Raw genomic sequence first — 19,942 nt, forward strand, 5'->3', positions numbered from 1 at the left:
ACAATACATAAGCGTCCCTGCTCAATAAAATTCGGATCGGCATTTCAGAACAGGACCAACATGATGACAATATGCTACAAATAACACGGACATTTTTCAAACAACAACGACAAGCGTTTAAGCACAGCTACGTCAATTTGCTTGAAGTCAACAATATTCAAAAATCACGTGTGGTCAGTTGTGTACTGATCTTTTTTCATGCCTGCTTTTATTTTTCTATTTTTGCACATCACGATTTTGTACTGTTTAATCCTGAGCATATTCCACAAATCCTAAGCTGCTTTCAACTGTTTATTCTGATTTCAGTGCTGTTATTTGTCAGTAGTTATTGGCTTCAACCGACACGGCGCAGTGAGTTCATATTCCCTATCCTGTGTGTCGGTTTCTATAGTGGTTCTTTAATGATGGTTGGCTATATCGCTGGCATGATGACCATCTTGACCGGTGTATTTACCATGGGTTCGATCTTGGCAGGGCTATTGCTGTTTGAACGTAAAATCATGTTCTATGCCTCTTTGCCATGTATTGCGGTATTTTATGTGACTACTTTACTTACCGTAGTTAACACCCTGCCCTATGCGCCACTGTATCAAGCCCATAGCATGATGGTGGCAGAAACCCAGACCTATACCTTATTGGTCAATCTATTTGCCACCACCTTTATTGCTATCGTGCTGGTGACGCTGTTCAATTCATTTTTAGAGCGTTGGCGCGATCGGGAACGTAAACAACAACACTTGATGACCCTTGATCCTTTGACTCAGATTCTAAATCGACGCGGCATCTCAGAACAGTTTCAACGCATGCAGCAGCGCGATACAGCACAATGTAATCCGCTATGTGTCGCCATGATCGATATCGATTTTTTTAAAAAGATCAATGATCAATATGGGCATGATGCCGGTGACCACGTGTTAATCCGTGTGGCACAGATCCTTGGTTCAAATCTGCGTGAACAAGATCATTTGGGGCGTTTTGGTGGAGAAGAATTTATTGTGATATTTGAGCAGACTGATATTAAGCATGCCCAACAAATTTTAGAACGTTGCCGGAAAGCGATTGAAGAGCATGAGTGTATCTATCAAAAACACATCATTCGTTTCACTGCCAGTTTCGGATTGGTTCAAATCTCCTCTCAAGATTTGGATGAACAGCGCGTGATTTTCAGTGCAGATCAGCAACTTTATCGGGCAAAGCACAGTGGTCGTAATCGAATTTGTGTAGATCAAGTTTAAATAAAAAAAATCAAAGACTCAAAAATTAAGCAATCAGACTTTTGTATTAAACCAATATGATTTTTTAATTTGCTTGAATTTAATTCAATTTATTTAAAAGTAGCCTGCTTTGACCCTTGTTTTATATAAGATAAGTTTTTACCACTCGGTAAAAATATAATAAAAGTCATAGCATTAGTTTTAATGTTTTTTCAAATGAGGGATTTTTTCTGACAAAAACAGGCGTATGATGTGCACAATTTATCTATTGAGTGCTCATTTTATGTCCAATTGGTTTCCCGAATGGCGCCCTTACCAAGGTAACGCTGAGATACGTCCAATCGGTACAAATGAGTATTTACCGCCTGCACAGAGCGCTGTGTTGGGTGTGCAACATGTATTTGCGATGTTCGGTGCCACCGTCCTCGCGCCTTTCCTGATGGGATTCGATCCTAACCTGGCGATTTTTATGTCAGGGATCTGCACCATTTTATTTTTCTTGATCACTGGTGGTCGTGTTCCAAGTTATTTGGGTTCTAGCTTTGCCTTTATTGGCGTGGTGATTGCGGCTACCGGCTATACCGCCTCAGGTTCAGGTTTACCCAATGTCAACTTACCACTAGCTGCAGGGGGCATTATCGCCTGTGGCGTGCTGTATGCCCTGTTTGGCTTTATTGTCATGGCAACAGGAACACGCTGGATTGAAAAACTCATGCCACCTGTGGTGACCGGTGCGGTGGTGATGATCATTGGTCTAAACCTTGCCCCGGGAACAGTTAAAAATGTCGCGGGTAATTCATTCAATATGTGGATGTCTTTGGTCACAGTCTTGAGCATGGGCTGTGTAGCGGTGTTTAGTAAAGGTTTACTGCAACGCTTATTGTTGTTGGTCGGTTTATTGACGGCTTACCTGATCTACTATGTGGTCAGCAACGTGATGGGTTATGGTACGCCAATTGATTTTGCCTCAATACAAAATGCCGCATGGTTTGGTGTTCCTACTTTCCATTCACCTCAGTTTGATTTTAATGCCATGTTGATTATTGCGCCGATTGCGCTGATTTTATTGGCAGAAAATTTGGGTCATATTAAGGCCGTGGGTGCGATGACGGGTGAAAACCTCGATCCGCATATTGGCAAAGCCTTTGTGGCTGATGGTCTTGCAACCACTTTATCGGGCGGTGTCGGTGCACCCGGTATGACCACCTATGGTGAAAATATTGGTGTAATGGCCGTGACCCGTGTCTATTCCACGATTGTGTTTGCGATTGCTGGTGTGTTTGCAGTATTGCTCGGTTTATCGCCTAAATTTGGTGCGGTGATTCATACCATTCCTGTGGCGATCTTAACTGGGGCTTCAATTGTAGTGTTTGGTCTGATCACCATTGCTGGTGCCAAAATTTGGATTGAGAACAAAGTTGATTTTTCTCAAAACAAAAACCTGATGGTGGCTGCCGTGACCATTATTTTAGGCACTGGAGACTTCGCTATGGAATTTGGTAGCTTTAACTTGGGTGGGATTGGGACGGCAACGTTTGTGGCGCTGATTTTAAACTGGTTCTTTAGTTTAAGAGAAAAAAATGCCGATTAAGCATTTGAGTGCTTCCTAAATCGATGTTAAAAAGTAGCCTCAAGGCTACTTTTTTTATGCTCAATCATTTTGATATTTTGATCAACCTTTGATAATTTTTGCGCTAAATCTCGTTATGATAAGGTCACTTAATCGCCATTTTTTAGGAACATGGATGCGCCTGGATTTTTTTGATTTTCAGCTTTTTCTGAATGTGATGGAGTGTGGCAGTTTGACCAAAGGTGCAGAACAGAGTGCCATTTCCCTGCAAGCGGCCAGCGAACGCATCAAAAAAATCGAACAGCAATTCCAAGTCAGTTTATTTACTCGGCATGCTTCCGGGGTCAAGCTCACCCTTGCCGGGCAAAGTTTTGCCGAACATGCGCAACAACTGATGCAACAGTCACAACAGCTCGAACAGGCGATGCTGCCCTTTGCAACAGGCACACACTCCAGCATGACCCTATGGTGTAACTCATCGGCACAAAGTGAGTATTTACCGGCACTGTTGCCGCAATATTTGATGGAAAATCCGCAACTGCAGATTGAATTGAAAGAAGCGGAAAGTACCGATATCGTGCATGCCTTACAACAAGGCAGCGCCAAGTTGGGCTTGATTTCAAGTTTCTTTGATACGCAAAATTTAAAAAGCTTGGCCTTTGCTGACGACCCTTTGGTGCTGATTTGCCCGATCGATCATGCATTGACGCACAAACAAAGTCTGCATTTAAAAGACACGTTACAGTATGCCTTTGTCGGACTGATGCAATACCATTCCTTACAACAGTCGATTGAGTCCCAAGCCAAACTGTTAGGCTTTCCCATTCAATATCGCTTACGTTTACCCAACTTTTCAGCCATGGCACAGGTGGTGTCTAACGGCGTTGGGATTGCGATCATACCCAAGCGTGCAGCGCAACGTTTAGGGCCTCATTATGCTTTTCAACAGGTGGCATTATTCGGTGAATGGGCCAACCGACAACTGTTATTGGCAGCCAAAGATTTTGACCAACTGCCGCAAAGCTATCAGCATTTCAGTCAATTTTTAATTCAAAACAAAGCTCATGTCCTTTAAAACCGAGTACATCACTCATCATTTTTTGGCTTTAAGCTGAGGCATTACAGCCAGCCCAATTGATGCAACACCATATACAGACCAAAAATCACCAAGCCGGCAAAAAATACTTTACGAAATTTCTGTTCAGGAATGCGATAACGGATTTTGGTGCCCAGCCACATCCCGATTAAGGCCGGAAGCAAGGCAATCAACGACATTTGATAATCAATCGGGGTATCTTTGACTGGATGCAGATGTAAATACACTGCCAAGCATAAGGTGGACACAGTAAAAGCCAACCCCAAGGCTTGAACCAATTCATCGCGCTTTAAATGTAAAGATTGCAAATACGGCACCACCGGAATCACCACCACACCGGTGGCCACGGTCAATGCACCACCCAAATAGCCCATGATCGGAGATAACCAATGTTCATGTTTGGATACGTTCGGCATGCTTTTGGCAAATAAGCCATACACACCATAAAGTGCCAACATACCGCCCAATAAGGCTTCACTGTGAAAACTGCCATGCCCCAAAGTCGGGAAGACACTCCAAGCTGAACCCACGATAATCCCGAGCAATAAGGGCCAAAAACGTCGTATCAGTTTCAGCACCTGCCCTTCTGCAAACAACTGCCAGACATTGGTCACCATAGAGGGAATAATCAGTAAGGTCGCTGCTTGAAATGGACTGATGACTAAGCTCAATAGTCCCATCGATACCGCAGGTAAACCGAGGCCAAGGGTGCCTTTAATCATACCAGCAAGGGCAAATACAAAAATTACAAAGGCAAGCATAGGCTGTCCGCATCACAGAGAATGTTCATGCTATAAAAATGAAAGGACTTTTCCTATTCGTATTTTTTGAATTGAGCCTCAAGCAAAAATTGAGGCTACAGTTATTTGTACTGATTAAAATCTAGAAATAAAAAATGAGGCCCGACGGCCTCATGATTAAAACAATGGATAAGCTGAATAAAAATTGAAGCTTGAACTTAAATCCTTAGCTTAAGGACGAAACTCTTTCAGCTCACGTTGAATAAAATGCTGAATCAAATCGCGATAAATATTTTCCACTAAGTTTGGATCGACACTGTGTTCTTGCGCCAAATGTCGCACCTTTTGAATCACTTGTTCAGAACGTTCAGGCGATTGTACGTCTTGTTCTGAACGTTTAAAACGCACAGCTTGGTCCACATAATGCTGACGGCTCGCGATCAGCTCTACTATGGCTTGGTCAATTTGATCTATTTTTTCACGCGCTTGTGACAGCGACTGGCACTTTTCGTTATTCATCTTCACTTGATTCTGCATGTTTGTGCTCTAAGTCATTATCAGATTTGTACTTTTGTTCTAACACATTACTGAAAATACTTTCAATCATCCAGACACGATATAAGCTATTAAACACATAGCTTTTACCATCAAGACGCAATTCAATCACCGGAAAGTCCGGTTGTGACTTCATTTCACAGCTTAAATCATTGTCTTTAAGCTTTTTCTCAATATCGTCTTCAGTCAGTTGTTCGATATGGAGTTCACGTTGGATTTTGTGTACATGCGCCCGGAAAGACAAGTCTTTGCCTTTGGCCCACACTGATTCCAAAATTCGATACATCACGTCAGTGCGCTGCTCTTCTGGCACGCTATAAAACAACTTGGCAATGTTCAGGGTCGCAGGCTCAGTTGGACGACAGAACGGCGTGAATTGCACCCCTGTACGTTTCGATAAGCGTGTCGCTAAACTCCAATCAAACAAATCACGCCCTTTATAACTCAGCGGATAGATTTTGAGATCGATGTCATAGTAATCGGCGAGTTCTTCTTTGATATAGGCCAACAATAACCAACTGATCGGGTCTTCTAAGGCTACATATAAATCCAGCTCGGGATTCATTTCCTGAATTTCACTCAGCTCTTCTGCATCATTCATCAAATGCTCACGCCATTCGATATGATTGATCAAAAAGATCGGATTACCGGTGAGTAATTTTTGTTGTTTTAGACGGCGGGTTAAGCGCAGTAAATCATCCACTGCATGATATTTACGTCCGCCGATTTCAAAGTAACTGGCAAGCACGGGCGTATGTTCAAACTGACGTTCTTCAACCTGCTGTTCTTTTTGATGCTGACTCGCCATGACATACAAGGTACGTAATTTTCCATACTGTTGTTGCCACAACATGTGAAAGACATCTTCGAGTAAATATAAGAAATTTTGATCTTTCAACGGGGTGTTTCGAAGAATTTTTTCCGCTTGCGCCAAAGCCTCTGCACTGGGCAATTCAGGCTTTTCATTGTCAAAACCAAAACGATGTTGATACGCTAAAATTTGCGCATCACGCAAACTATAATCGCGCCACTCGTCTGCGGTCATGCCATTGGGAGCTTCGGCTGCGGTGTCTGAAATAATGATCTTTAAGGGCTTAATTTCTTCACTCAAAATCTCATTCAGCTGGATCAATTGCTGTACTGCAAGATAGCTATACACATCATCCAAACGTAAATAAATACGCAGTCCCTGAGCAGTGGACAATGCCTCTTGGCGAATCGGTTTTTGATAAAACCAACTCGATCGGAGGGGATCGAACCAACGGCGTAACAGTGACATGAGAGAAAGCCTCGAATTAATACCCGATAAAGATACGTCATGAAAATACGCATTTAATACAGCGTATGCTAAATTCACAGTGAGGGATGGGTTTCACTGTAAAATAAATGTAATTTGATCTAAAACTTATATCAATTCAAGCCCAAATGTTCAATGATCTGGTTTAAATTTAAATCAAAACATCTCGACCAGATTTGGCTATTCTCAACTGATTTAACGACAAATTTCTGTATACTGCATAAAAAAAGCACTCTTTAAAGAGTGCTTTTTTGACATAAAATCTAAAGCGACTTAGAGTTCACGCACTGCGCCTTTTGAAGCACTGGTGGTGTGCATCGCATAGGCTTTCAATGCTTTCGAAATTTTACGTGGACGCTGTTCAGCAGGCACCCAACCTTTGGCCTCTTGCGCTGCACGACGTTCAGCCATCACAGCATCATCGACCGCCAAGTGAATGCTACGGTTTGGAATATCAATTTCGATACGATCGCCATCTTCAACCAAACCAATCGCACCACCTTCCGCCGCTTCAGGCGACACGTGACCAATCGATAGACCTGATGAACCACCAGAGAAACGACCATCGGTCAGCAATGCACAATCTTTACCTAAACCTTTCGATTTTAAGTAACTGGTTGGATACAACATTTCTTGCATACCCGGTCCACCACGTGGACCTTCGTAACGAATCACCACCACATCACCTGCGGTGATTTTGCCACCCAAAATCGCTTCGACTGCTGAATCTTGGCTTTCAAACACGCGCGCTGTGCCGTTGAATTTCAAAATCGAATCATCCACACCAGCTGTTTTCACAATACAGCCTTCAAGTGCGATGTTGCCGTAAAGTACCGCCAAACCACCATCTTGTGAGAAGGCGTTTGCGACATTACGAATCACACCATTGTCACGGTCACCATCTAAACGTGAGTAGTAACGGTCTTGTGAGAATGCCGTTTGTGTTGGTACACCGCCCGGCGCTGATTTAAAGAAGGTATAGACCTCTTCGTCTTCAGTACGCATGATGTCCCATTTGTCTAAAGCATCTTTGAGGGTTTTTTCATGCACGGTTGGTACCGAGGTATCGAGTAATCCTGCACGATCTAGCTCACCCAAAATCGACATGATGCCACCGGCACGATGTACGTCTTCCATATGCACGTCTTGTTTTGCCGGTGCAACTTTACACAGTACCGGCACTTTACGTGACAAACGATCGATATCGGTCATGGTGAAGTCGACTTCTGCTTCATTGGCTGCTGCCAATAAGTGAAGTACGGTATTGGTTGAACCACCCATTGAAATATCTAGCGTCATGGCATTTTCAAAGGCGGCTTTGCTGGCAATTGAACGTGGCAACACGCTGTAATCATTTTGCTCATAATGACGTTTGGTGATCTCAACGATCAACTGACCTGCTTTTTCAAATAGCTTTTTACGGTTGGCATGCGTTGCAAGTGTTGAACCATTGCCCGGTAAAGATAAGCCTAAAGCTTCAGTCAAACAGTTCATTGAGTTTGCGGTAAACATGCCTGAACATGAACCACAAGTTGGACATGCTGAACGTTCATAGGCTGCCACTTCTTCATCTGTGAAGCTGTCATCGGCTGCCACGACCATTGCATCGACTAAGTCGATTGCATGTTCATTGCCACGGATTTTGACTTTACCCGCTTCCATTGGACCGCCTGACACAAACACTACTGGAATGTTCAGACGCATCGATGCCATCAACATCCCCGGGGTAATTTTGTCACAGTTCGAGATACAGACCATGGCATCGGCACAGTGTGCATTGACCATGTACTCCACCGAGTCCGCAATCAGGTCACGTGATGGTAATGAATACAGCATTCCGTCATGTCCCATCGCAATGCCGTCATCGACTGCAATGGTATTAAATTCTTTTGCCACACCGCCTGCTTGTTCAATTTGACGTGCCACCAATTGACCTAAGTCTTTTAAATGCACATGACCGGGTACAAACTGAGTGAAGGAGTTCACCACGGCAATAATCGGTTTGCCAAAATCTTCGTCTTTCATACCGGTTGCACGCCATAAGCCACGTGCGCCAGCCATATTTCTTCCGTGTGTCGATGTTTTTGAACGATAGTCAGGCATAGTTATTTCCAACAAGTTGTGCTCGAAATGAATTCTTTGATTCACTCTGGCTGAAGGGTACTTAATATAAAGCTAAATCAGTTGTTGCAAATAGACAGTTTACTACAGCTTAATGAGGAACAACTGATCGAAATATAAAAGCCACACAGGCTTTGTATTTCACTTATAAAGAATAGGAATTGGATAGAACTAATATAGCGCTATAGACTCAATTTAAATACAAAACTTTCATGAATCTTTTTTTAATTTTGTATAAGTAAAATTTATCAATAGTTATCTACTTCACTTCATGGATAGCTCACACTGATAATCGCTTGACTGTTGACTAGGCCTGCAAGTGTAGGATCACTCGACAATTTATAATAAGAAGCTCTAAAATTTTTGGTTATAAAAACATAGGTCTTAGAATTTGTTGTTGTACCAAAATTGAAACCAGCATTGTAATAGACGGGCCTATTTAAATCTGTATCCTGTACTTTTATACCGACGTTGCTTTCAGTATTGGTATTTTTCAATACGAAAGACGTATTATCCACTTGATTATTATCAATCATCATACCCGTGAGCGTGCGGGCCACGCCTTGAGGATTACACTTGGCAACCACACTAAATGCAGTTGCACCAGCTTCAGCCCCTGCACCATTTAAGGCAATATCGGGAATACTGGGTAAAGTGACCGTTTGATTGTCTATTTCACAGGTTTTAATCGGTGCTGGATTCACATTTAACCATATTTTTGTCTCCTGACTAATTGTAACTTCTGAACCGCCTAGGGCTGCTGTCCTATCTCGCATATTCACAGTTAATACACCGATATTAATTGGAATATTATGAATTGATGTTGTGGGAATATCCGTGAAATAGAACCTGACTTGGGTGATATTTAAATCTTGCCCAAAGTTAATAAGATTTGAGTTAATGATAAAGTCTTTTGTACCCAGCCAAGCTGTCAAGTCATCTTTAAACCAAAAGCTAATATAGGCATGATTATCTATAAATTCATTACCTGTATTTTTTATTTTAAAAAATAGATAACCAGTACCGTCAAAGCTTGTAGAACGACTACTATCGATATTACTGTTACCCGCAAATGCATTAAACTTTGAAATTTTCCCTACGCCTGTTGACACACCTAAATCGCTGGTACAATTGATTAAATTTTTACTTTTAATCTCATAACTATAAAAATCATAGATATTATGACTGTCCTTATAGTTCATATCCACACTGAACGTGTTATAAATATGAGGAGATCTGTCTGCATGCAAATAACTTGAAAGCTGGCCTTGACATGTGAGCTTTGCATGCGTTGTTGAACAAAAACTGAATATGATGAGAAAAAGGCTAAAACCCATATTAATTTTCATTTTTACACTCAACATCTAATATTAATAATTTTCTAATATTTTTTTGATTTTTTCTCATAGCATCAATTTTGCATAATTGAGGGGATTGTTCACCCCACTTTATAGTCCCTCCGGTAGTCACTATATCGATATTATTTAAGAAGATCTGATTAGACTGTCCAAAAACACCAATAATATGATCCTTTGAGTCTTTAACTTGAGTCCCAATCGGTACTTTATTGTTGTTAGAGAGTTGAATATTTAAAATAAGATTTGAAATTGCATTGGCTTTAAATTTAACCAAACTAGAACTATAACGTCTTGGAATAACTTCAGCTTGATTCGAGCTTAATTCAACATCTAGCGGCAAATGGTTGCTGTCTAAACCCACGTTATTTAAATCATAGGGCGTCAGACTCGAATAAATCGCATTGCCAAAACGATCTATTTTGGCTCCTTGGTTATTTTGAACATAGGCACCTTTAGCCCCTTTAGCATGGATAATTGCGAAAGTGTCTGAAAGCTGATTTGTCAAAGTTAACCCATGTCGATGCAATACAGCTGCGCCATTGAGATTGATACCGAGCTGTTGCTTCTGGCTATCGACCACTGTGGTATTTAAATTCAAATTTGCTTGAGTTCGATTGTAGTTTAAATTGGCTGCGATGGATGATTTGGATTGATGCTCGATGCGTGAATGATTGGCAGATACAGAATATCCAAATTGATTATGTTCCCCCCCGCTTCCAGACATCCCAATAAAACTATTGAGGGGATTTCCGGCAGTGTTGGCCTGTTGAGCAGTAGAGTAGACGTACAGCTTTCTTCTTTTTAAATCTAATGGAATATTTAAACTGGCGTTCCAACGTGTTTCATTTTGATCTGTAGAGACATTGGAATTTTGGCTTACACTCAATGAGTAATTGAGTTTGTTCCAAAAATTGGAGTAGCCCAAACTCAACTGATCATAACGATTGCCTGATTTCCAATAGTTATTTCTTGAAGTACTGAGATAAATAGAGCCGTATTTAGACTTTGAAAAATTTTTACTTAATGAAATATTAAATTGATTTTTTAATTGATCATTGTCTTGATAATCATCTATCTCAAATTGATTTAAATCTTGATAATTCAATTTGGAAAAAACTTGACTCAGTGTGGTAAATTTTTTGGATTGGTAAATTGAATTTAAACTCAAAAAACTGTTCAGCGGGAGATAATGGTATTGATAAGAAAGTCGATATTGTTGACCATGAATTTTCTGTTCAAATAAATTTTCTACTGAAAAATCTGTTTCTAATTTTATAGCGCCCATAAAAGTATTAACCCCTAGACCCAATGCATAGTCTTGGTAAGGCTCACTATAATTCGATCCGGCATTTAAAGTGAGATAGTTGGATAATCCATACTGCATACTGAATTGTCCAATGTATTGATCACTCGTGATTTGAGTTAAACGATATTTACCAATCGAGCTTGAATAATTAAACTGCCCGATGCGTACCAGGTTCATATTGCCCTGTAACGGCACCATGAAACTATGTTTTTCGCCGCCATTTTCAGTGACCTGAACCTTCAAATCACCATCACTCGACATCGCAACTAAGTCGTTAATTTCAAATGTACCAGCAGGTACACTGCGCTCAAAAATTTTATTCCCTCTTTGGAAAATACTGACCAATGCATTGGTATTGGCTATTCCTCGAATCACAGGGGTATATAAACGTAAAGAATTGGGTAGCATACTGACATCTGAAGCTAACTGAATCCCACGCATGGGTACAGTCTGATTCATATAATTCTGAGTCAGTAGATCGCCCAAAGTTAATCTTGATTTTAGCTTCAACAGATCCGTTGAAATGCTATGCGATGAAGCATGATAGCTTTTTAAATCATGATCTTGTGAATCAAAATAACCCGAGTGTCGATAGTTCCAGCCGAAGAGGTTGGCTCCTCCGTTGACACTGAGATAAGAACTGGACTGATTTTTAGCTTGATGATCGATACTCGAATAATGGGAATATTGATACGCTAAAAATGCTGAACTGACGCCTTTATCAAATTTATCCGGTGGGATATAGCCATGAGGACGCTGATTGATTAACACCAACGGCAAAGAGATCTGTAAAGATAAGTTACTTTGATCTAAATCATAATAGGCATCTGGGCTTAATTCCTTAATGGTTAAGCACTCTTTCTTTGGCAATTTTTCAATGATTTCTTTTTTTAAATCTAAATTTTTTAATAGGTTTTCATCAATACATAAAACGGCTGTGGACGATGAGTCTAAGTGTTTAAAACTGAGTAGCTGTTCACCAATAGCTTGCTGATTAATTTTAGTATTGAGTGAGTAGACACCCGTATTAACAGCATTAGCTTGCGCTATCTTGATGATATCACTGTCAAATTGTGCCCCCCCAAAAAAAGAGCGAGTGTCGTATGAATAAATTTTACTGCTGACTAAAAGTTCGATTTGTTTTTTTTCATCATCAGAAGACTTAGTTACTTGCGCATGTGAAATGCTTGCAATGGAAGTAAAAAATAATAATGAATAGAAACACTTAATCATGTTTTATTTATTCAATATTTTTTTCGAAATTTTGTACTGCGCCATAATCGTTAATTAGACCATACTCAATTTTTTTAGGCGTAAATTCAATTTTAGGACTTAATTCTTGAGTTTCGAAAGGTTGAATTAATATAGATTCAGGATATTCAGATTTTTTTTGATCAGCATTCAGTCTTAAATATTGAAAATTTAAGTAATAGGCTGAATTATTATTGATGACTATTTTCTTTTTTGATAGATCATAATTTACATTCGCAGATTTGAATGCTTTTTCTTGGGTTGTACTCAATTTAACGGGTCTATAGAAAAATTTTATTCTCGACCGGATGGAGATATTTAATTTATTTTGTGCTTTATCTGATTCTTCAACTGCTGGAATATCTAAGATATTAAACCAATACATGGTCTCACGATCTTGAGGAAGTTGTTCAGCCTTATGCGCAATCAGACGAATCATTTGACCTTTTTTAGGTAAGACTTGCGTGACCGGTGGCGTTAAAATAAATGGAATTTTTCCAGCTTCTGGAATAGATGATGGATTACCATCATCTAACCATGACTGAATCAGCGAGGGATGCTCACCCGGATTACTCAATTGAACCGTCACCGAGCTTTGGTTTGAAGGGTAAATGATCCGCGTGCCTGTAATTACAACACCCGCATGAATATTTTGTGAAATTAAATAGATTGCAAGAGAAATCCCTTGAATAAAATATTTCATTTATAACCCTTCAAAAATACAATAATAATTTAAGTTTTTATTTATAAATAATATTGTAGGTTACAGTCCCTCTCACTTCACCTTCGCCTGCCGTATTTGTAGCGAAATACTGTGCATAGTATTTATAACTTTCATTGTCTGCAGAAACTGATAATTGTTGTGCTGCTCCAACCAATTTAATGTCAATGACATCTTCTGTGCTATTGAGCAATTGAATATCGACATTGCTTGCACCGCCCGTTTGTAAGTTTTTCAAACGTCCATCTGTATTCACTTTACCTGTATCGTATTCAAAGTAAGGAACTGCAAATTTATTTGCACCCTCAACCACTTGAACACATTTGTTACCATTCCCGTCGGTTAAGTTAATGGTGAATTCTGTTTTTCCTGCAGTTGTATTTGCTGCAGCCAAATCAGATTTACTCACAACAGGCAATGTCACAGTATCGTTAGTAGAGCCTGAAGAACCGCCTGATACGCTTCCCGCACATGTTGTTGAATTCACAGCACCAGTAAAGTTGATGGTACCTGTGGCTGCAAAAGCTGATGATGAAATCCCGAGCACCATCACTAAAGATGCATTTATAATGTTTAAGTTCATTGTATTCCCCTATTTATTGAACTTATTAATATTTCCTTTGTATTGCATTTAAGATTTTATATATTGATATTTAAATAAGCAATAGTTTATATATTAATCAGAGTATTTTCGTCGGAATTAATTTTATTTAAAAAATTACTTCATATAACAATTAATCCTCCTTAACAATATTTTAAATTTATTAAATTCAAATATATTAAGGAGGATTATTATTAATGCGAGCTTAAGTGATTATTTAATTCTTAATTAAGTAAAGGCCTGTGCATTGCTTCGCTTCTGCATCCGTACATAGCTCTGCAGATTTTTTAGATACCCATTTTAAACCCAGACGAATATCTGCATCGGTATAATTAACTTTCTCATTACCGCAACCCGCTTGCTGGTTATCGGTTTTAATTTTCATTGCCAATACATCTAATAACTGAGGCTCTTTGCTTCTGAGTACAGCAAATTCACCTGTCATTTTCTTTTGTTTGGAAGAATAGGTGACTTGTCCAGGCTGCTTAAATTCATAGTTTTCAGTACATTGAGATTTAGCGTTAAAGACGGACCATTTTCCCCAAAAGTCTTTGTCCAAGTTGACCTGACTCTTTTCAAATGCTTGAGCATTCATCGCTAGAAATAAGCCTAAACTTGCCATGACTATTTTTTTCACGTTACATTTCCCCTATGTCGTTTTTTTAATGTTCAGGTCTTAAATAGACTGAACAATTTTTTCCTAAAGCATCATCACAAAAATAAATTTTTTGATCTGCGCCTTTTTTCAAGAAATTAGTCGTTGAGGTACCCGCTTGATTAACAGAACTGCCTGTACAATCCGGTTTTTGATTATCCGTTTCAAAATGAATCACCATAGCGGGCAATTGAAAATCGTTGGGTGAAATGATGTATTGATAAGTACCCGTAACTCGTTCTTGAAGACTTTGGATACTGACCTCACCATTGGGCTTAAACTGATACTGTTCAACACAGGCAATGCCCGGTTGGATCAGCCCCCAATGCTGATGTTGTTTTAAAGTCTCCACGACACTCAACTCTTGAGCCTGTGTTTGACTTGTGATGGCACATAGCGTACTCAAGAATAACGTTGCAATGACCTGAAAATTTCGCATAGCTGTCCTAATTTTAAGTTTCGACTTTATTACCATTCGATTTGAACACGTCGATTTGGTGCTAAGCACTCAATTAAGACCTGTTTTTGTTTGATCGCAGTACATTGGGCATATTGATTGGTCTGATTCTTCGCCTCAAACTTGATTTTCGCAGGATCAATGCCGCGTTCTTGTAGAAGGTTTACCACGGTTTTTGCCCGTTCTTGCGATAGCTTTTGGTTGTAGGTAAATGAACCTAAAGAATCTGTAAACCCGGTAATCAAGATGGTCGTATGGTTATCCGACTGTTTGATCATCTGCGCAATTTCATCAATTTTTTCTGGATTTTTAATGCCTGATGGTTGGCCTTGATCAAAGTTAAATAGCACACTCGCTGTTTTCTGTTGGGCACTATAGGTCGTTTGTTCTTGCTGTGACTGATTGTTCACCCCCCACGTCATTAGGCCTTGGCATTCTTCACCTTTCCAATAATAGTGTTGTGCTAACTTGTCCTGATTAAAATCAATCCTGAGTTGGCAACGTTTATACTGCTGTGTTTGGGGTTCACGAATATCAAGGACATAGTTCCATGTTTTTGTTCCCAATATCCCTTCGGAAAAATGAGGATTACCCAAAATAAAGCGAATTTGATCTTTATTTAAACCTTGATCCAGACGTGCAATATGGTCATATTCATAACGATGAACTTGTTTTAAATAGCTTTTTTTAATGTCTGTAAATTGAATGTCTGTTGGCGTTTGCTCAGATAGGTTTTCCGTGGCATTACTCACTGAGATCATGAGGCCACTGAACAAACTGAGTAACATTATTTTGTATGATGTTTTCATGTTTTTCTCTCATTATTTTATTAAAAGAAAGGAAGCTCAATCAGAGCTTCCTTTGGGCCTCATTAATCAATTACACCACTGATACCGATACGAACACTTGGATCACCCTCTGACGCAGCAGCAATACCTCCGGTCAATGACCAACGCCCGTTGTCTGCTGTTTTACGTAAAGTAACACCGACTGCATTCTCACCACCGTGATATGCAGCACCTGCCGAATACGTCAACTTGCCAGGGACATACGGTGCAGCTTCAAATGCAATAGCAGCTGCTATACCGGCATTGGCACGCTTTTCAACATCATTAATCCGTTGATTCGTAGATTTAAATGCTTGTTCTAGATTATTACTCACATTATCAATCTTACTATTGAGTACCTGATCCGCTTGGTTCAATGCATCAATAGCTGTACCAACTTTGTTATACGTTTGATCTCCTACCGTATAAGAAGGCGCATTAAAACTTCCCGTAATATTGTCATACGCTGCGCCGCCACCCAAATACTCCACCACCGCTTGGTTGGTGGTATTTAATTGACTGCCATTTACAGCATCAGTTGATGTCGCATTAACCGCCCCCGCTGCTACACCTGTTAAGACACGGTCACCATCAGTCCCTTTGATGTTGACTGATGTTCCACCGGTATCTTTACCTACAGTGATTTGAGCAGTGCTATTTTCTTGCTGTACCAATCCCGATTTACCGTTGTTGATATTTTGAATATCAGTTTGAATATTCGTAATATCATTGGTATTTCGATCTACCTGTTGCTGTACATTCCAAAGCTGGCCGCCATTCACAGCATCTTTCGAACCTTGGCTGACCTCACCGTCTTTAACGTTAGTCAAGGTTGTACCATTCGCTCCTGCAAGTGTGACTTTATCTTTACTCTCAGCATCATATTGAACAGCATTGTTCGCGATCTCATTAACTTTAGAGTCAAGGCCATTAATTGCAGAGTCGAGCTGTCCTTTGTTGACGGCATCTGTGTCATTTTTTGCATCAGCAACATTGGTGATTGTTTTGTTGCCTGCACTGATTCCCTCGATGGTGACACTTGGACCGCCAATGATATAAACCCCACCCGATGTGACAGATGTATTTCCTACCGTTAACCCTGCAGTATTTAACACGCTATCGCCAGCAGTAATTGAGTTTACATTCAGATCATCTGCAAGTTTGATCGCTAATTTGCCCTCTTTTACTTCAGTAGTAAGGTTGTTCTCATCACCAACCACCTCAACAGATTCACCCAGTTTTTTGTTAATGGTTTGACCATCTTCAGCAGTCAGTGCAAAGCCTTTAGTGGTTATACCTGTTGATGCATCAGCAATAAATTTTTCTACCTGATCTTTATTGACCGCATCTTTGCCATCAACTGCATCGGCAACATTATTGATGGTGTTACCCCCTACATCAACTTTGTTAGAAGACAAAATCACAGTTTGACCATTTGATCCATTAATAGTCGTTCCATTCGCTCCATATTCAGTACGATCACCAACTGTATTTATTACAGTGGTGCCTGTTGCTGTTTGAATTGACGTATTACCTGCACCATCTGTCGTCTCAACAGAGGTCAAACCTTTAAGGTCTTTATTTAGGCTAAAATCAATCTTATTATCCTTTTTAATCACAGTCAGATTTGTTTCATCCTCTGCTGTACCAATATCAACAGTATCTTCTGCTTTTATCGTTGTTTGGTCTGCGCCATTCGTATTTAAATTCCACCCTTTGTTTACAGTCGTATTGATAGATTGAATTGCATCATGAATATTAGTTGCACCTGTACCTCCAATATCTTTGATGATGCCTTCATTGCCAACTGCTGTATCAAATGCTCCATTACCAACTATATTTCGAATTTGATTGCCGTTGACTGCATCTGTAGATCCCATTGCTAATGAGCCTGCAGCTAAGCCACTGATGATATTAGTTTTGCTATCAATAATTATCGAATTTTGAGAACCAACTACAATCTTATCTGAACCAATAGTTGTCGTCCCATTACCTGATGTGACAGTAAGACCATCTTTGTTCAATACGGTTTTATCCGTTCCCGTACCTGCTGTAGCGCTGTCCAGATCAACCAAGTCTTTTGCCAGTTGTATCGTTAAGGTATCTGCACCATCAGCCACTACACCAATGTTGTTCGCAGACAGTTTGCTGGTATCTATTACTCCACCTACAAGCTTTGTGGTTTCACCTAACTTGCGCTGTACGTTTGTACCTGTATCACCTGCAAAACTTAAGCCTTTATTGGTCACATCCAGAACTGCATTGTTCAGGTCACCAGCATTTACAGCATTCAATGCATTCGCTGTGTCGGTGTAATCACCTGCACTCGCCACATTGGTCAGCTGTACTGGTGTGGTACTGCCCACACCACCCAATGTCACTTTGTCTTTGGTCGTGCTGTCATATTTAACTGCCAGCTCATCCAGTGTGCTTTGGTTGCTGTTCAGCGTGTTGATCGCTTCGTTGATGCTGGTTTCTACTTTGCTCGGATCCGTTTTGTCTTTCACCGTCAATGCAGTGTTGTCTACTTGCGCAACCGTATTCCCTGCGCCATCTACAACTTTAACCGTACCATCTGTTGCAACTCCGCCTGCCGTCGTTGTTGTCGTGTTCGTACCATCTTTAACTGACGTACCGCCCGCAGTTAATGTCGTTTCTTTTCCTGTGGCTTTACCATCTACATCAGTTTCAACAACTTTAACGCCACTATTGTCTACAACAGTGTCTCCCGCTGTCACACTGTCAAAGCTTGCATCTTTCGCTAAGCCCACTTTAACGGTGGTCTTACCATCTGCATTCTGGCTGACTTCTGTCGATAGGTTAGTCGCAACATAAGCTGTATCTTTCAGATCACCTGCAACGATATCTAATTGGTTACCCAGTTTGTGTGTTGGTGCTTTACCATCTGTAGTTGAAAGGACGTTCGCACCAACATCAAAGCCTGTATTGGTTAGATTGGTTTCCAATGCAGCAATTTGATCTTCTGTGGCAGCCTGACCACTGACTGGGCTTTGACCCGCTGTCCATGTGGTATTACTTAAACCATTTACTGTGCCTGCCGTACCATTCACTGTCACTGGGTTCGTACCACCTACAGTGATATTGTCACCTGTGATGTTGGTTGTCCCAGCAGCATCTTGAACAGTGATCGTACCTGCACCAATCGTCGCATTATTCCCAGCTTTGTCTGTGATCTCAGCACCTTTAGCACCATAGCTTGCATTGTTGCCCTCTTGATCCCTAACATCCGTACCCGTTGCACTTGCAATGGTTTGGTTGCCATCGATATCTTTGTATGTCGTGCTACCTGCAACAGATATCGTGGTGTTACCCGCTACATCTTCTAAGCTATTGCCCGTTGCTGTGCTGATGTTGCTGTTACCTGCTGTATCGGTTTGGCTGATGCTGTTGCCTTCAACTTTACTGATACTGCCTGTCGTTGGATCAGCCGCTGTTAAGCTTTCAACATTGATGTCTTTCGCTAGGTCATAAATAACATCATTATTCCCAGTCGTACTCACCACCAAGTTTTCATCGCTATTGGTGAAGTTGACTGTTTCACCCAGTTTGACTTTGTCTTTTTCTGTCGCTGTACCACCCACGTTTTGGGTGGTGATGTTGAAGCCTTTATCTGTCAAATCAGTGTTCAGGTCGTTAGCAACTTGCGCCACTTGGTCTTCTGTGGCCGCTTGACCACTGATAAAGTTCTCTGAATCAAATGTTTTATTGGTTAAGCCATTCACTGTGCCTGCCGCACCATTCACCGTCACTGGGTTCGTACCACCTACAGTGATATTGTCACCTGTGATGTTGGTTGTCCCAGCAGCATCTTGAACAGTGATCGTACCTGCACCAATCGTCGCATTATTCCCAGCTTTGTCTGTGATCTCAGCACCTTTAGCACCATAGCTTGCATTGTTGCCCTCTTGATCCCTAACATCCGTACCCGTTGCACTTGCAATGGTTTGGTTGCCGTCGACATCGCTATATGTACTGCTACCTGCAACAGATGTCGTGGTGTTACCCGCTACATCTTCTAAGCTATTGCCCGTTGCTGTGCTGATGTTGCTGTTACCTGCTGTATCGGTTTGGCTGATGCTGTTGCCTTCAACTTTACTGATACTGCCTGTCGTTGGATCAGCCGCTGTTAAGCTTTCAACATTGATGTCTTTC

The 19,942-nt window shown here is 40.7% G+C and carries 14 protein-coding genes and 1 pseudogene; 3 read left to right on the top strand and 12 right to left on the bottom strand.

Annotation, left to right across the window (positions count from 1 at the left end; genetic code table 11):
• The first annotated feature begins 71 nt into the window (after window positions 1–71).
• The 3 genes from G8D99_RS15250 to G8D99_RS15260 all read left to right on the top strand — a co-directional run bounded on the left by G8D99_RS15250 (window position 72) and on the right by G8D99_RS15260 (window position 3,859).
• Complete coding sequence (locus G8D99_RS15250; RefSeq protein WP_166327332.1) at window positions 72–1,235, top strand: GGDEF domain-containing protein; 1,164 nt, start codon at window positions 72–74, stop codon at window positions 1,233–1,235.
• Between the two features lie 262 nt (window positions 1,236–1,497).
• Complete coding sequence (locus G8D99_RS15255) at window positions 1,498–2,805, top strand: solute carrier family 23 protein (protein WP_166327334.1); 1,308 nt, start codon at window positions 1,498–1,500, stop codon at window positions 2,803–2,805.
• A 154-nt stretch (window positions 2,806–2,959) separates the two neighbouring features.
• Window positions 2,960–3,859, top strand: coding sequence for a LysR family transcriptional regulator (locus tag G8D99_RS15260; protein ID WP_166327336.1), 900 nt, complete (start codon window positions 2,960–2,962; stop codon window positions 3,857–3,859).
• 44 nt (window positions 3,860–3,903) lie between these two features.
• Here the strand turns inward: G8D99_RS15260 and G8D99_RS15265 are convergent, their stop codons facing one another.
• The 12 genes and pseudogenes from G8D99_RS15265 to G8D99_RS15940 form a co-directional block, all read right to left on the bottom strand.
• Window positions 3,904–4,641, bottom strand: coding sequence for a sulfite exporter TauE/SafE family protein (locus G8D99_RS15265; RefSeq protein WP_166327338.1), 738 nt, complete (start codon window positions 4,639–4,641; stop codon window positions 3,904–3,906).
• A 210-nt stretch (window positions 4,642–4,851) separates the two neighbouring features.
• Window positions 4,852–5,139 (bottom strand): chorismate mutase, encoded by a 288-nt coding sequence (locus G8D99_RS15270; protein ID WP_166327340.1) that lies wholly within the window; start codon window positions 5,137–5,139, stop codon window positions 4,852–4,854.
• Window positions 5,132–6,454 carry a hypothetical protein gene (locus G8D99_RS15275; RefSeq protein WP_166327342.1) on the bottom strand — a complete coding sequence of 441 codons (1,323 nt, stop codon included), beginning with the start codon at window positions 6,452–6,454 and terminating at the stop codon, window positions 5,132–5,134. Before G8D99_RS15275 ends, G8D99_RS15270 begins: the two co-directional genes overlap by 8 nt.
• Before the next feature lie 291 nt (window positions 6,455–6,745).
• Window positions 6,746–8,575: a dihydroxy-acid dehydratase gene (gene ilvD, locus G8D99_RS15280; RefSeq protein WP_166327344.1), complete on the bottom strand. Its 1,830-nt coding sequence runs from the start codon at window positions 8,573–8,575 to the stop codon at window positions 6,746–6,748.
• Window positions 8,576–8,862: 287 nt separating this feature from the next.
• Window positions 8,863–9,942 carry a fimbrial protein gene (locus G8D99_RS15285; RefSeq protein ID WP_166327346.1) on the bottom strand — a complete coding sequence of 360 codons (1,080 nt, stop codon included), beginning with the start codon at window positions 9,940–9,942 and terminating at the stop codon, window positions 8,863–8,865.
• Entirely contained in the window at window positions 9,932–12,490 is a 2,559-nt protein-coding gene (locus G8D99_RS15290; RefSeq protein ID WP_166327348.1) for a fimbria/pilus outer membrane usher protein, read from the bottom strand. Before G8D99_RS15290 ends, G8D99_RS15285 begins: the two co-directional genes overlap by 11 nt.
• Before the next feature lie 7 nt (window positions 12,491–12,497).
• The gene (locus tag G8D99_RS15295) at window positions 12,498–13,211 is read right to left on the bottom strand and encodes a fimbrial biogenesis chaperone (protein WP_166327350.1); all 714 of its coding nucleotides are present in this window, start codon (window positions 13,209–13,211) and stop codon (window positions 12,498–12,500) included.
• Between the two features lie 37 nt (window positions 13,212–13,248).
• Window positions 13,249–13,812, bottom strand: coding sequence for a fimbrial protein (locus G8D99_RS15300; protein WP_196782891.1), 564 nt, complete (start codon window positions 13,810–13,812; stop codon window positions 13,249–13,251).
• A 235-nt stretch (window positions 13,813–14,047) separates the two neighbouring features.
• Complete coding sequence (locus G8D99_RS15305; RefSeq protein WP_227554339.1) at window positions 14,048–14,467, bottom strand: hypothetical protein; 420 nt, start codon at window positions 14,465–14,467, stop codon at window positions 14,048–14,050.
• A gap of 25 nt (window positions 14,468–14,492) precedes the next feature.
• On the bottom strand, window positions 14,493–14,924 hold the full coding sequence (locus tag G8D99_RS15310; RefSeq protein ID WP_166327352.1) for a hypothetical protein: 432 nt from the start codon (window positions 14,922–14,924) through the stop codon (window positions 14,493–14,495).
• 29 nt (window positions 14,925–14,953) lie between these two features.
• Window positions 14,954–15,751, bottom strand: coding sequence for a trimeric autotransporter adhesin/peptidogylcan-associated protein TpgA (gene tpgA, locus G8D99_RS15315; protein WP_166327354.1), 798 nt, complete (start codon window positions 15,749–15,751; stop codon window positions 14,954–14,956).
• A 62-nt stretch (window positions 15,752–15,813) separates the two neighbouring features.
• Window positions 15,814–17,673, bottom strand: a pseudogene (locus G8D99_RS15940) (YadA-like family protein); the annotation flags it as partial.
• Window positions 17,674–19,942: the final 2,269 nt, after the last annotated feature.

The sequence above is a fragment of the Acinetobacter lanii genome, from assembly GCF_011578285.1.
GTDB classification, from domain to species: domain Bacteria; phylum Pseudomonadota; class Gammaproteobacteria; order Pseudomonadales; family Moraxellaceae; genus Acinetobacter; species Acinetobacter lanii.